Raw genomic sequence first — 14088 nt, 5'->3', positions numbered from 1 at the left:
ATGCCGATCGACGCTCACCAGCACTACTGGGACCCCGCGCGGGGTGACTACGAGTGGCTGACGCCGGAGCTGAAAATCCTCTACCGGCCGTTCGGCCCCGACGATCTGAAGCCGTTGCGCGAACAGGCCGGCATCGAGCGGACCGTGGTCGTGCAGGCCGCGCCGACGCTGGATGAAACCCGCTACCTGCTCGACATCGCGCGGCGCGAGTCGTCGATCGCGGGCGTGATCGGCTGGGTGCCGCTGCTGCTACCGAACGCGCCCGAGATGATCGAGGCGCTCGCGCGCGAGCCGAAGTTCAAGGGCGTACGGCCGATGCTGCAGGACCTGCCCGACGACGGCTGGATCGCGAACCCCGACCTTGCGCCGGCAATCGACGCGCTGATCGCGCACGATCTCGCGTTCGATGCGCTGATCTACGCGCGCCACGTGCAATACGTCGAGATCTTCGCGCAGCGTTTTCCGGCGCTGCGCATCGTGGTCGATCACGGCGCGAAGCCGCCGATCCGCTACGGTCACGCGGGCTTTCAGGTGTGGCGCGAGGCGATCACGCGGCTCGCCGAATTGCCGCAGGTGCACTGCAAGCTGTCGGGTCTCGCGACCGAGGCGTCGCCCGGCTGGACCGAGGACACGCTGCGGCCCTACATCGAGCATCTACTGACCTCGTTCGGCCCCGCGCGGCTGATGTGGGGTAGCGATTGGCCCGTGCTCGAACTGAACGGCGACTATCTGCTGTGGCATTCGGTGGCGACCACGCTCGTCGCGTCGTTGAGCGACGCCGAGCGCGACGCGGTGTTCGGCGACAACGCCGCCGCGTTTTACCGGCTTTGATTTTCGTTAGCAGCCCATTCAACTGGAGTCGTAGATGACACAAAGACTGGCCGGCAAAACGGCCCTGATCACCGCGGCGGGACAAGGTATCGGTCTCGCGACCGCCGAGCTGTTCGCGCGCGAAGGCGCGCGCGTGATCGCCACCGATATCCGCATCGACGGACTCGCCGGCAAGCCGGTCGAGGCGCGCAAGCTCGACGTGCTCGACGGCGCGGCGATCAAGGCGCTCGCCGCCGAAGTCGGCACGATCGACGTGCTGTTCAACTGCGCGGGCTTCGTGCACGCGGGCAATATCCTCGAATGCAGCGAGGAGGACTGGGACTTCGCGTTCGACCTCAACGCGAAGGCGATGTACCGTATGATTCGCGCGTTTTTGCCGGCCATGCTGGAGAAGGGCGGCGGCTCGATCATCAACATGTCGTCGGCGGCGTCGAGCGTGAAGGGCGTGCCCAACCGCTTCGCGTATGGCGCGTCGAAGGCCGCGGTGGTCGGGCTCACCAAGGCCGTCGCCGCGGACTTCGTCACGCGCGGTGTACGCTGTAACGCGATTTGCCCGGGCACGGTGTCTTCGCCGTCGCTCGAACAGCGAATCGCCGTGCAGGCTCAGGAGCAGGGCGCGGCGCTCGATGCGGTGCAGGCCGCATTCGTCGCGCGCCAGCCGATGGGCCGCATCGGCAAGCCGGAGGAGATCGCCGCGCTCGCGCTGTATCTCGCGTCCGACGAGTCGTCGTTCACGACGGGCCAACTCCATGTGATCGACGGCGGCTGGTCGAACTGATTCTGATTGATTGACGAACCGAACACTACTGAAAGAAAAGGGAAGTGCAACGATGAAACTGCTTCGTTATGGGCCGAAAGGCCAGGAAAAGCCGGGCCTGGTCGACGCGCAAGGCAAGATTCGCGATCTGTCGAAGGTGGTGGGCGATATCGACGGCGCTGCGCTCAGCGATGAAAGCCTCGCGAAACTGCGCGCGCTCGATCCGGCAACGCTGCCGATCGTCGAAGGCAATCCACGCGTGGGACCGTGCGTCGGCAAGATCGGCAAATTCATCTGCATCGGCCTGAACTACGCGGATCACGCGGCGGAATCGAATCTGCCGGTGCCAGCCGAACCGGTCATCTTCAACAAGTGGACGAGCGCGATCAGCGGCCCGAACGACGACATCGAAATCCCGCGCGGTTCGAAGAAGACCGATTGGGAAGTGGAACTCGGCGTCGTGATCGGCAAGGCGGCGAAGTATGTCGACGAAGCGAACGCGCTCGAGCACGTGGCCGGCTACTGCGTCATCAACGACGTGTCGGAGCGCGAATGGCAGGTCGAGCGCGGCGGCACGTGGGACAAGGGCAAGGGCTTCGACACGTTCGGGCCGATCGGCCCGTGGGTCGTCACGCGCGATGAAGTCGCCGATCCGCAGAACCTGAGCCTGTGGCTCGAAGTGGACGGCCATCGCTACCAGAACGGCAGCACGAAGACGATGATCTTCAGTGTCGCGAAGCTGGTGTCGTATGTGTCGCAGTGCATGAGCCTGCAGCCGGGCGACGTAATCTCGACGGGCACGCCGCCGGGCGTGGGCATGGGCGTGAAGCCGAACCCGGTGTTTCTGAAACCGGGGCAGACGGTGCGCCTTGGTATCGAAGGGCTGGGCGAGCAGACGCAGACGACGTACGCGGCGGAGTGACGCGCGGGCGGTTCGCGAGTTAAGCCGCGGTTTGAGAAGCCGTTCCCGTTTTATGCGGGAACGGCTTTTTTATTTTGAGCCATCAGATTCATCCATCGCCCATATTGCCGACCGTCGCTCCTTGGTAGTTTGGTGGGGCAGGCAGTGAGCGTGTTTTCAAATCGGGTCGCGCCTTGCATCGATCTGGCCGATTGATTGGCCAGTTACTCAACTCGCGGTATCCAGCCGCGCGGATCGTCACCCTGCGCGTGTCCACGTCGACAGCTCGCATGCGGTGATAGCGGCGGGGTATTGATGCTGTTCAGTCGGGATTTCAGATCGCTAAAAGATGCGTGGGCGTTCCGTCTGGCTTTCTGGTGGCGTGGGGTGGGCGCGCAATTGACGAGCGGCGAAAGCGATGAGGTGCAGCACGCTCTCAATGCCGCCCGCGATGACTTCCTCCGCTGGGCGGAGCCGGAGTCGTGGGCCGCTTCGAACCCGGATATGCACGACCTGAGACGTATGCTGTCGTGGCTCCATCGCGGTTCCTACGTTGTCCACAAGATGAACGACCAGCAGGTCAAAAGGGCCGTCTATCAGGAGGTCGCGCGGGGCAAACTGTTGTTCCTGCCGCCGCGGGAAGAGGTTCAGAGGTATATCGAGGAGGCGCGGAAACAGCGGAGGGGGGCGGCGACGAATCGGCCGGCGCAGCGAGACGAACTGGCGGACGTTGCAAACGGCGCTCAGTCTGTCCAGGTCTCTTCGGCGGTGGATGCTGAGATGGAGCCTGTCATTGCGGCTCAGGGCGGTGCGGACATGTATTTCGAGCGCGAAACATCGGCAATGCCGCTTGGTGACGCCCAGCCGTTCGTGTATGCGCCAGACCCGGCGGACGGTGACGTGATGGAATTGACAGCACGCGGTGTCCGCATGACGAGCAATGAGCCTGGAGGATTCCGCACTAATCCTAACGGGCTTGATGTGGATTATTTTGATGCGGACGGTGATCTTTGCGCTCAATACCATGGAAGTCACGGTGAGCCCCACGGACACAATTTTGTCGACGGAAAGAGAGATAACGCTCATCTCCCGATGTCGCGCATCGACTGTCGATAACACCTGAAAATTTCGAGGAAGCGATGCAGAAATCCGAGGAAACTTGGGGATGGGACCTGGCAACAAACGGTGAATCGATGGCGATCGTTTTGGGCGGATATCCATCTTTTCACGATTCGGCCGTCAGTACTTTTTCCATGCGCAGAGGGCGGCAAACCCGCGAAAGTGTCGACGCTCATCTCCTGCCGGACGAGCGCACCCGCGAACTCGTGGACGTGCAGCTCGAAGTGCTTCACAACCGTTATGGACCAGCTTCCGCAGCGGGGCGATCGGATTATGTAGTCGTACTCGAGTTTCGGGACGTTCGAACATCGGAGATTGACGTTAATGCCATGCTCGAAGAGGCGACGATTATGGAAATGACGTTGTCGGAGTTGCCTGACGGCCTGTTAAAGCTGGATCTCATGCCGAACGTGGGTCTTGATGTTCAACTGACCTGCAAGGAGGCGGTAGTCACCGATATGCACCCCTACGTGCGCGATGTTACGTAAGCGAAGCAAAAGCGTGCGACTGCGACGACGATCAAAACTACACCGCTACCGGCACCCTACATCCCCGCCTCCTGCTCCCCATTCTCCCCAATCCGACTCACGGTCCCCTGCGCAACCGCCACCAGTTTCTCGCGGTTCCCGTCCATCACGAACACGCTGCACTGGCACGTCGCCTGATGCCTGCCCGCATAGACGACGCTCGCGCGCGCGATCAGCGTGCCCTTCATCGCCGGGCGCAGATAGTTGATCTTGTACTCACTGGTCACGACTCTCGGACCAAGCGACAGCGCGCCCGCGAACGTCAACGCATTGTCGGCGAGGTAGCTGATGACCCCGCCATGCACGAAGCCATGCTGCTGCCGCAGTTCATCGCGAATCGGCAGACTGAGGGTGAGCTCGTCGCTGCCGGCGTGCATCAACTCCGCGCCTAGCAGCATGCTGAACGGCTGGGCGTGCAGTGCGCCGCGCGCCCGGTCGAGTAGGTCGGTCATCGTGGTTCCTTCGTGCAGGGTCTGTGTAGTGCATCGGTGCAACTAAGCATCCGCGCGGCGCGTGCCATGCGGTCCCTACCCACTCTAGGAAGTGCCGCTGCGCTGCGCAAGGTGATTCCTCGCGATGAGCGGCGCATTATTGCGCAAACCAACCGAAATCGCGACGATCGCCGATGAAACCTGCACGTAGACCGCTTTTTGCGGGAATTGACCTCAAGCGGTTAATCGGCCTGCCGTTAACCCTGATATAGCCCCCGTCATTCTTTGTTCCAAGGTGTCCCCGATGTTCAGCAAGATCAAGGTCGCATCCGGCCTGCTATGTGTTCTGGCCGCGTTCTGCGGCTTCCAGCTCGTCACCGTAGGGCTGGGTTTCTGGTCGCTGACGCGCACGCATGACGACGTCGGCGATCTATCAAACATCGCGCTGAAGCAGGTCGACGCGGTCAACCAGACGACGCAGCGCCTGATGGACGCGCGCATCAACCTGTCGCGCGCCGGCACGCGGATGGTGCGCGGCGGCACCGAGCCCACGGACATCGTGCAGCACGCTCGCGAACAGCTCATCGCTGCCGATCAGTCGTTCGCGGCCTTCATCAGCGCGCAGAAGACCAGCGACGAAAACAGCGCGCGCGCCACCGCGCTCGCCGAACGCTACAAGGCGCTGCACGGCGCGCTCGCGGAGCTCGCGCAATACCTCGACTCGAACAACATCCAGGCTTTTCTCGATCAGCCGACGCAGTCGTTTCAGGACGCTTATCTGGCGGAAGTGCGCAACTTCGTGCAATTCGGCGACGCGGCGAGCCGCGCGTCGATCGATTCGATCGATGCGCGCGTGGCGGCGTTTCGCATCGTCAGTGCGGCGATTCTGCTCGTGCTCGTCGTCGGCATGCTCGCCGTTTACACGGCGCTGCGCCGTGGTGTCGTGGCGCCGCTCGAGGAGGCGGGCCGTCACTTCGAGCGTATCGCGCAAGGTCGTCTCGACCAGCCGGTCGTCGCGCGCGGCAGTAACGAAATCGGCCGCCTGTTCTCGGGCCTTGCCGCGATGCAGGCGAGCGTCGCTCGCACCGTCAACAGCGTGCGCGAATCGGCCGACTCGATCCATCTTGGCGCCAACGAAATCGCGATCGGCAACGCCGATCTGTCGGCGCGCACCGAAAACCAGGCGGCATCGCTCGAACAAACCGCATCGAGCATGGAAGAACTCACGGCGACCGTGCGCCAGAACGCCGATCACGCGCGCGAAGCCAATGCGCTCGCCGAGACCGCGCTCGACGCGACGTCACGCGGCAGCGAAGTCGTCAGCCAGGTGGTCGACAAGATGCGCGGCATCGCGCAGAGTTCGGACAAGATCGCCGAGATCATCTCGGTGATCGACGGCATCGCGTTCCAGACCAACATCCTTGCGCTGAATGCTGCCGTCGAGGCCGCGCGCGCGGGCGAGCAGGGCCGAGGCTTCGCGGTCGTGGCCGGCGAAGTGCGCGGCCTTGCGCAACGCAGCGCGCAGTCGGCGAAGGAAATCAAGACGCTGATTAGCGAATCCGTCGCGGAGATTCAAGGCGGTTCAACGCTCGTCGAGCGTGCTGGCGAAGCGATGAGCCACGTGTCGGCGTCGATCTCGCGCGTCACGCAGATGATGGCCGAAATCAGCGCGTCGTCGCTCGAACAGAGCACCGGCATCGAGCAGGTGAACCAGGCGGTCGTGCAGATGGACGAGATGACGCAGCAGAACGCGGCGCTCGTCGAGCAGGCTGCTGCTGCGGCGGCTTCGCTGCATCAGCAAACCGAGCAATTGAAACAGGCCGTTTCCGTGTTCGAAATTTCTGAAAGTGTGTTGCGCACGCAACAGCGCGGTGTAGTGTCGCCTGCACATGCTGAATTCGCATTCAGTGGAATGCCCGCGCTCTAAAGCGGCGATGCTTGAAAACGGCGCAGAAATAGAAAATGGCCCGCGTAAAGCGAGCCATTTTGCATTAGACGCAAGGGTCTGTAGAGGCGCCTATCGTAACGTCCAAGTCTGTCTCAAAGTACCCGAAGGAACTTAGACCGGCTGGATGTTTGCGGCCTGCTTGCCCTTCGGGCCTTGCTTGACTTCGAACGACACTTTCTGGTTTTCCTGCAAGGACTTGAAGCCCGAAGACTGGATTTCCGAGAAGTGTGCAAACAGGTCTTCGCCGCCGTCGTCCGGGGTGATGAAGCCAAAGCCCTTTGCATCGTTAAACCACTTAACAGTACCTGTTGCCATTTTTAATCCAAATAAATGTTGTGTATTGCATCGCGACCGCACTTGCTCAGTGCAAGAGCGAGCGCGAGGGAAGAGTTGTATCACGTCTTTATGACGGACGCCAATCAACCTGCATCCGGGTATTCCCCGGTTTTGATGTTTTTTCGCGCTTTAAGAACGTCTGACGAGAACTTTTTTGCGGCAGGGTTTACCAGCGATGTAGATTTTACTCGCGACCGCGCAGCGATGATGCGTCATGCGTATCGCTTCTTATTGAGACGATCGAGCGCTCAACTTCAACTATCGCTGGCTCAAATTTCGCTAAGTTCCTGCGCGCGATTCGGCGGCCAAGGCAGCGCCGCATAGGCGGAGACCAGGTGGTACGGCGTGGTTGACGGCATATCGGCGCGCGCGACGTGGCCGCTCGACGTCTTGCATTCGAACCAGCCGTGTTCATGCAAAAAGCATTGCTGAAAACGCGCGATCTGTTGCGGCAGCGCCGCACGCACCGCCGGATCGTCGTGACACGCGAGCGCGCGCAGGTATTCCGTCTGCGCCCAGATCCGCTGGGTCGCGTCGCTGACCTGGCCAGCTTCGTCGAGCGATGCGCACACGCCGCCGCTGTCCGGGTCCACGCCATGCTGCCGCGCGAAGTTGAAGGCGCGCGCCAGCGCTTCGGTGAGCCCGGTACCGTCGAACAGCGCGCCCGCCTGCCTGACCAGCCAATACCACTCGAACTGATGTCCCGGCTCCAGACGATTGCCGCTCGCGCCGATCGGCAATTCGGCGATGCAGCCGCTCGGCGCATGCACGAAATGTCGCGCGACCGCGCCAGCGAGCCGCCGCAACGCGGCACCGAATAGGTTGTCGCGCGTCGCTTCGCTGGCGGCGAGCCACGCTTCGGTCAGGTGCATCAGCGGATTCTGCAGCGGCGTGCCGGTGACCTTCGAAAAATCGACGTTGAGCGCCGCGTTGAACAGATCGCCGTCGGCCGCGAAGTTCGACTGGATCAGCGCGGTCGTGCTGTGCACGAGCTTCAGCGCGTCGGGGTTGTCGGAGCGCCGTGCGTATTCCGCGCACGCGAACACGATGAACGCGTGCGTGTAGAGGTCCTTGGTCGTGTCGAGCGGCACGCCGAGCGCGTCGACGCTGTAGAACCAGCCGCCGTGGTCGGCGTCCCGAAATGTACGCGTCAGCGAATCGAACAGCGCGCGCGCGTGTTCCATGTCGCCCGCTTGCGCATACGTGAACAACTGTCGCGCGCAAGCCATCGCCCGATAGCGCTGCGCGGGCAGCGGCTGTTCTCCTGTGGCGTCGAGCGCTTCGTAGGGCAGTTGCAACGCTGGGTTGAAACCGGGCCCGCGCCACATCGGCAGCACCACGTTCGCGAAGTGCTCGCGCAGCGCGGTCGCGGCGGTGGTTGTCGAAGCAGGGGGAGGGGTCGTACTTGGCATGGTCGGGTGGTTCGGGCGCGCAACGTGCGCAATGTATCGAGGCAGGGTTCAGGGGCTGCGGGTCGGGATTCCGCTCGCCGAGGCCGCTACGGTGTGCGGCCTAGCATAAAGCAAACGCCTCGCGCTGGCACCTTGGGCCAAGCATCCGAAATGGTCGACGCCATGAGGGCCGACAGTCGCATCACGCGATAGGTGCTTGAGCGATCTGCGCGCATGCCGAAGTTCCGGGACGACGACGCAAGGTCGTGAAAAGCGCGAGTGCGCGGGAAAGGCTCGAAAGGGCGCAAATCGTCGGGGAATGGCTTCGGCGCGGGCGAAGCGCCATGCGACAATGCTGGCTCCAAATATTCCAATGGCAATGACGAGCGGCATCCGGCGCCCGGTTCCCGGCGACGACCGCTCATTTCTCTATGGCAGATTCCGTAGCATCCCCGCAGTACAGACCCCGGCGCGTCGCTTCGAAGAAGCAGCGCGAGGGTGCCGTTTCCACCGAAACCGAAAACAAGCTGGCGCGCGCCGCGCGCTCGGCGCAACGCCTTGCGCAACTGAGCAGCGTCGCGCGCGACCACAGCACGCTCGACCTGTTTCCTGACGATCCGACCCGCGCGACGCTCGAGGCGATGAACATCGACGTCCGCCAAGGCACACTGCACGGCTTCGAATTGCCGGACGTGGTGCTACAGGCGGTCGGCGCATTGGAAGAACACGCGTCGCTCGACAAGGCGGCGCGCCGCGCACCGCGTGCGGCGAAGCTGGATGCGCCGGTGCCAGTGAACGAGCAGTTGAGCGGGTTTGGTGGGGAGCCGGTGATGGCGGCTGCTGGCGCGCGCACAAACGAAGGCGTGAACAGCACCCCCGACGATGCCGCGCCGAACGCGGAAGCTAACGCCGACGCCAAACCCACGGCGACGCCGCGTGAGCCATCCGCGCCGCTCAGTTCGGCGATGGCCGCGGCGACCGTCGCGCGCAGCGTGACCGCGCTGCGCCAGGCGGCTGAAGCGGAGTCGGCAGCGACGGCGGGCACAGGCAAGCCACAGCAGCGTTTCGCCGCGACCTTCGCGAAAGCGGCGACGGCATCGCGCGACGCGGCCGCGGCTCCGGTTGCAACGTCCGCTGCGACCGACGGCAGTGGCGGGAGCCGGTCCACCGACGAGCCCGCGACGCGTACCCCGTCGGCCGCGACAGAGCCTATAACCGCGAAACAGGACGGCAAGCCCTCGACGACCGCGCCGTTGACGACATCCCGGTTCGCGTCCGCAGACAACCACGCCGGGTTTGCCACTTCGTGGCGTGACGCGGGCCGCATCGATGCGGCCGACGCTGCGCTTCGCTCGGAGCCGGAACTCGACCTTGCGCGTGCCACCGCGTTCGCCGATACCGTCGATGCGCTCTACGGCGTGATCGCCGATCAACGTCGTGCCGCGACCGATCATTCGCGGCGCATGAAATGGATGCTGTCGATCGTGGTCGGCGCGCTGCTGGCGACAGTGGCGATCGGCATTGCGCAGACGCTGCTGCTGATGCGCCTCACTCGCGAGACGACGGCTCAGCAACACCGCATCGAACAGATGATGCAGAACCAGCAGGCGGCGATGGTGAGTCTGCTCGACGCGCACACGGCGATGGTTGCGACGGCGACAGCGACTGCCGCCTCGACGCCCGCCGCGACGACTCCCACCGCGTCCCGACAGCCCGGCGCGATGCCGACGCACGCGAGACACGCCCGCGCTCCGCACGGCCGTCCGTCCAATCGCTGAATCGGGGCGTTGTTGCAACGCAACAAATGCCTGCTCAACGAGATGGCGACGGCCCGTCGCACGAAAATTTGCTGCATTGCACTAGCTTTTGCCTAGGGGAAACCCGTATAATCACAACTAAGGGAAAACCCTAGCAATGCAGTCACTAACCGGGAGTCGCCATGAGCTACATCTTTGCACTGTTCCAAAAGGTCAGCGACCTCTTTGCGTCGCCCCATCTGCCGCTGGATTCGGACTATTCGTACGCAGCGCGTGCGCGTGAAGCCGAGCGGGTGCGCCGCGCGCAGGCCACGCTGTTCGGCATCAAGCTGACGGACTAACACCAGCAGCACCGTCCCGAGCGCGAGACAACGCGCCGGGCGCGCACCTCGGGTGCGCTTTCCACCGAGCCACTATTCGCGAAATACGAATCGTGGCTTTGTTTTTTTGGACGCTGTTATCGCGATGCACCATTTCGCAATCAGAAGGGCATGTCAGCGCTGGGCACTCCTGGTCCGTCCGATTCCCTGCGAAATATTTCGGGCCAGAAATGAATGTAACCAGCGTTCACGTTGATTCAGCGAAGCAAATGAAGGCGTCGCCCCGTAAGCCTTGTTGAATGAGGCTCGAAAACGAATCCGGGCCTCCATCATCCGTCCCGATGTATGAAATCCTCGCTTACAAGTGCTCACGTCTTCAGGCGACTCCGGCCACTAAGGTTGGTCTCAAGCGTGCGGCGTCTGGTTCGGCTCACAAGCGAAGCGAACGAAGCAAATCGCGTGACCCCAGCAAAACCCGGACGCCGGCCTGGAATAAAACTTTGACGGGAGGTCATCATGAAAACTTTTGGCAACGCATCGCGCTCGCTTATTGCAACGCTGCTCGCGGGCGGCGCACTCGTCGCGGCCGGTAGCGCATTCGCGCAAGAGCGCGTGATCATCGAAAACGGCCCGGCTCCGGTCGTACACGGTCAACCGCGCATGATGCCGGCGGGCGTGTCGATCAACACCGGCTGGCACGGCGATCGTTACTGGGACGGCCACCGCTACTGGGCGCACGACGAGTGGATGCGCCATCATCCGCGCGACTACGATCCGCACCACCGCGGCGACGATCGCGACGATCACCGGCCGCCGCCGCAGCGCTACTAATGCGCGCCTGACGGCGTGAGTCCACGAAGCCGGTCTGCCCTCACGGGAAGGCCGGCTTCGTCGCATTGGGTACAGTGCCTGCTTCTCCGCCGCTTTTCGCGCTAATTGACACACGAGTCGCAAGCGAAACCCAACCGAACCCCAAGCCACGTCATGTCTCACTACTTCTACGACCCCGCCGCCGGTCACGGCCTGCCGCATGATCCTTTCAAGGCGATCGTCGCGCCACGGCTGATCGGCTGGATTTCGTCGCGCAGTGCCGAAGGCACGCTCAATCTGGCGCCCTACAGCTTTTTCGGCGCGTTCGCGACTTTTCCGCCGATCATCGGTTTTTGCAGCGAGGGCCGCAAGGACAGCCTCGCCAACATCGAGGCGACCGGCGAATTCGTGTGGAATCTCGCCACCCGGCCGCTCGCCGAGCAGATGAACCGCTCGTCGGCGCCGGTCGCGCCGCACGTCGACGAGTTCGCACTGGCCGGGCTCACGCCCGCGCCGGGCCGCAACGTCGCGGTGCCGCACGTCGCCGAATCGCCGGCCGCGCTCGAATGCAAGCTGCTGCAGATCGTGCGTCTGCATGACGTCGACGGCAAGCCGATGGACAACTACCTGTCGCTCGGTCAGGTGGTCGGCGTGCATATCGACGACGCCTATCTGAAGGACGGCCTGTTCGACACGCACGCCGCGCAGCCGATCATGCGCGCGGGTTATCGCGCCGACTATGCGCAGATCGGCGAGATGTTCCAAATGATCCGGCCGACTGCCTGAACTCGCCCTCAATAGCTTCGCTGATTCGCTCCACTGGCCTGCTTGATGCTTGCAACCGGCGCTCCACCGCGCCGGTTGCGATGCCGGCTCACCTTCCTGGAGCGCGATCATGTCCACGCCATTCGCCACGCAGTTCAGCCATATCCGTCCGCACGACACGTCGTACGTGGGTCACGGTCTGCGCGATTTTTTCCTTTACCGTGATCTGGGGATAGCCGAGGCGACTGGCGGCAAGGTGCTCGCGCAACTCGTCAAGGCGAATCAGGCACCAGAGCAAGGCACCGGCTGGCACCGTCATGAGGCCGATTTCCACATTGTGATCATGCTGAAGGGCTGGGCTCGTTTCATGTACGGCCACAAGGAGACGCTCGTCGCGGCCGGCGATTGCGTGCATCAGGCGCCGGGCATCGTCCATTATCTGTTCGACTATTCGGAAGACATGGAGTACCTGGAGATCGTGTCGCCGGCCGATTTCAGATCGATCGACGCCGACCCGCCGTGCGCGGTGCCAGCTCCGGCGCCCTGGGCGTGACGCGACGATTTGATGGGACGGCGGGCGCTCAGCGCGTCGTGGGCGGCCGTCTGCGCGAGGACCGCGCGGGCGGTTTTGCCGCGGCGCCCCTGTTGCCGGTGCCGCTTCCGCCCCCGCTCCCGCTTGCGCGAGTTTCCACTTCCACCTCGACAACGGAGGCCGCAACTGGCGCGGCCGGCGTGACTTCCGCCGCGGTCGCCGCTGGCACCGGCTGGATCGGACGCGCGCGCGAACTGACGATCACCGCGCGCGGTTCGTTGTCGTAAATCACGGCCCGCACGCGCGGATAAATGTGCTGCTCCCAGCGACGTCCGCTGAACACGCCGTAGTGACCGACGCCCGTTTGCACATGATGCGTCTTCAGATACGGCCGCAGGCGCTCGCACATGTCCTGCGCGGCGAGCGTCTGACCGACCGCGCAGATATCGTCCCTTTCACCCTCAACGGTCAGCAGAGCGGTGCGACGTATGTTCGAGGGATCCACCAGATGCCCCTCCACTTCGAGCGTGCGCGACGGCAGCGCATGCTGCTGGAACACCGTGGCGACGGTTTCCAGATAGAAGTCGGCCGTCAGATCCATCGTCGCGAAGTATTCTTCGTAGAAGGTACGAATCGTATCGGCTTTCTGCGGATCGCCCTTGCCGCGCTCGTAGTACATCGTTTCGAACGAATCGGCGTGGCGTCCCGGATTCATCGACATGAACGCGGCCAGTTGCACGAAGCCCGGATAGACGCGACGCTGCGCACCGGCGAAGCCGAACGGCACCGCGCTGATCAGGTTGCGCTCGAACCACTCGATCGGCCGGCTCTTGGCCAGTTCGTTGACGCGCGTCGGATTGATCCGCGTGTCGATCGGGCCGGCCATCAGCGTCATGCTGGCCGGCTGCGCCGGATGATCGTCGGCGGCCATCAGCGCGACGGCGGCGAGCGCCGCGACGGTCGGCTGGCAAACCGCCAGCAGATGCGTGCCGGACCCGATCCGCGCGGTGAAGTCGATCACGTGGCGCACGAATTCGTCGAAGCCGAAGCGGCCTTCGCCGAGCGGTACGTCGCGCGGATTGTGCCAGTCGGTGATGTAGACGTCGTGCTCGGCCAGCATCGTGCGCACGGTCGCGCGCAGCAGCGTCGCGAAGTGGCCCGACATCGGCGCGATCATCAGCACGCGCGGCTGCGGCGTCGAAAGCACGGTGTCCTTGCGAAAATGCAGCAGCGAGCAGAACGGCGTGCGCGCGACGACTTCCTCGACCACCGCGACCGGCTCGCCTTCCGTGACGATGCTGTCGATGCCGAACGGCGGCCGCTTCGGCGTGAGTGCGCCGAGCATAAGCAGTTCGCAGGCCGCGCGCAGCGAGCGTCCGTGCGGCGTATCCGCGAATGCGGACCACGTATCGAGCGAACGGTTCGCCAGCGACGCGCCATGCCGCATCGGCAGCAGCATGTCGGCACAGGCCTGATAGCCGGAATAGGCGAACAGATTCATAACTTCACACGAATGCACCGGAAAGAAAGGAACCCGAATAAAAGCAAGTGATGCGCCAGGCCCTTGCGCGCGTTGCTTCGCGTGTGACTGCATTCGCAGCATATGTGCGGGCATCGGCATATCCCTTGCATGGGTAAGCGAAACGGGCCGGCCTTGCCGCGC

General features: G+C 63.5%; 15 protein-coding genes. 11 read left to right on the top strand and 4 right to left on the bottom strand.

Annotation, left to right across the window (positions count from 1 at the left end; genetic code table 11):
• The 5 genes from OKW43_RS05750 to OKW43_RS05730 all read left to right on the top strand — a co-directional run bounded on the left by OKW43_RS05750 (position 1) and on the right by OKW43_RS05730 (position 4096).
• On the top strand, positions 1 to 831 hold the full coding sequence (locus OKW43_RS05750; protein WP_429445781.1) for an amidohydrolase family protein: 831 nt from the start codon (positions 1 to 3) through the stop codon (positions 829 to 831).
• Between the two features lie 34 nt (positions 832 to 865).
• On the top strand, positions 866 to 1609 hold the full coding sequence (locus OKW43_RS05745; protein ID WP_187635479.1) for an SDR family oxidoreductase: 744 nt from the start codon (positions 866 to 868) through the stop codon (positions 1607 to 1609).
• Between the two features lie 52 nt (positions 1610 to 1661).
• Positions 1662 to 2510 carry an ureidoglycolate lyase gene (locus OKW43_RS05740; protein ID WP_187635480.1) on the top strand — a complete coding sequence of 283 codons (849 nt, stop codon included), beginning with the start codon at positions 1662 to 1664 and terminating at the stop codon, positions 2508 to 2510.
• Positions 2511 to 2804: 294 nt separating this feature from the next.
• Positions 2805 to 3605, top strand: coding sequence for a hypothetical protein (locus OKW43_RS05735; protein WP_246530120.1), 801 nt, complete (start codon positions 2805 to 2807; stop codon positions 3603 to 3605).
• Between the two features lie 23 nt (positions 3606 to 3628).
• Positions 3629 to 4096 carry a hypothetical protein gene (locus OKW43_RS05730; protein WP_187635482.1) on the top strand — a complete coding sequence of 156 codons (468 nt, stop codon included), beginning with the start codon at positions 3629 to 3631 and terminating at the stop codon, positions 4094 to 4096.
• Between the two features lie 56 nt (positions 4097 to 4152).
• On the opposite strand, the gene OKW43_RS05725 is transcribed toward OKW43_RS05730, so the two are convergent.
• Positions 4153 to 4587, bottom strand: coding sequence for a PaaI family thioesterase (locus OKW43_RS05725; RefSeq protein WP_187635483.1), 435 nt, complete (start codon positions 4585 to 4587; stop codon positions 4153 to 4155).
• Between the two features lie 283 nt (positions 4588 to 4870).
• On the opposite strand from OKW43_RS05725, the gene OKW43_RS05720 reads away from it, so the two are divergent.
• Positions 4871 to 6493, top strand: a complete 1623-nt coding sequence (locus OKW43_RS05720) for a methyl-accepting chemotaxis protein (protein WP_429445777.1) — start codon at positions 4871 to 4873, stop codon at positions 6491 to 6493.
• A gap of 132 nt (positions 6494 to 6625) precedes the next feature.
• On the opposite strand, the gene OKW43_RS05715 is transcribed toward OKW43_RS05720, so the two are convergent.
• On the bottom strand, positions 6626 to 6829 hold the full coding sequence (locus OKW43_RS05715; protein WP_018424088.1) for a cold-shock protein: 204 nt from the start codon (positions 6827 to 6829) through the stop codon (positions 6626 to 6628).
• A gap of 290 nt (positions 6830 to 7119) precedes the next feature.
• Complete coding sequence (locus tag OKW43_RS05710) at positions 7120 to 8262, bottom strand: AGE family epimerase/isomerase (protein WP_429445774.1); 1143 nt, start codon at positions 8260 to 8262, stop codon at positions 7120 to 7122.
• A 410-nt stretch (positions 8263 to 8672) separates the two neighbouring features.
• Between OKW43_RS05710 and OKW43_RS05705 the strand changes: the two genes are divergently transcribed.
• The 5 genes from OKW43_RS05705 (at position 8673) to OKW43_RS05685 (ending at position 12446) form a co-directional block, all read left to right on the top strand.
• Positions 8673 to 10019 (top strand): hypothetical protein, encoded by a 1347-nt coding sequence (locus OKW43_RS05705; RefSeq protein ID WP_429445772.1) that lies wholly within the window; start codon positions 8673 to 8675, stop codon positions 10017 to 10019.
• A gap of 161 nt (positions 10020 to 10180) precedes the next feature.
• The gene (locus tag OKW43_RS05700) at positions 10181 to 10339 is read left to right on the top strand and encodes a hypothetical protein (protein WP_162842048.1); all 159 of its coding nucleotides are present in this window, start codon (positions 10181 to 10183) and stop codon (positions 10337 to 10339) included.
• Positions 10340 to 10834: 495 nt separating this feature from the next.
• A complete protein-coding gene (locus tag OKW43_RS05695) occupies positions 10835 to 11149 on the top strand; it encodes a hypothetical protein (protein ID WP_187635487.1) in 315 nt (104 codons plus the stop codon).
• A 153-nt stretch (positions 11150 to 11302) separates the two neighbouring features.
• Positions 11303 to 11914, top strand: coding sequence for a flavin reductase family protein (locus OKW43_RS05690; RefSeq protein WP_187635488.1), 612 nt, complete (start codon positions 11303 to 11305; stop codon positions 11912 to 11914).
• A 109-nt stretch (positions 11915 to 12023) separates the two neighbouring features.
• A complete protein-coding gene (locus tag OKW43_RS05685) occupies positions 12024 to 12446 on the top strand; it encodes a cupin domain-containing protein (protein WP_187635489.1) in 423 nt (140 codons plus the stop codon).
• A 28-nt stretch (positions 12447 to 12474) separates the two neighbouring features.
• Here OKW43_RS05685 and OKW43_RS05680 read toward each other — a convergent pair whose 3' ends face one another.
• A complete protein-coding gene (locus tag OKW43_RS05680) occupies positions 12475 to 13926 on the bottom strand; it encodes a polyhydroxyalkanoate depolymerase (protein WP_187635490.1) in 1452 nt (483 codons plus the stop codon).
• Positions 13927 to 14088: the final 162 nt, after the last annotated feature.

It is taken from the genome of Paraburkholderia sp. WC7.3g (genome assembly GCF_050436345.1).
Taxonomy (GTDB): Bacteria; Pseudomonadota; Gammaproteobacteria; order Burkholderiales; family Burkholderiaceae; genus Paraburkholderia; species Paraburkholderia podalyriae.
This window is presented reverse-complemented; position numbering and strand designations above follow the sequence as displayed.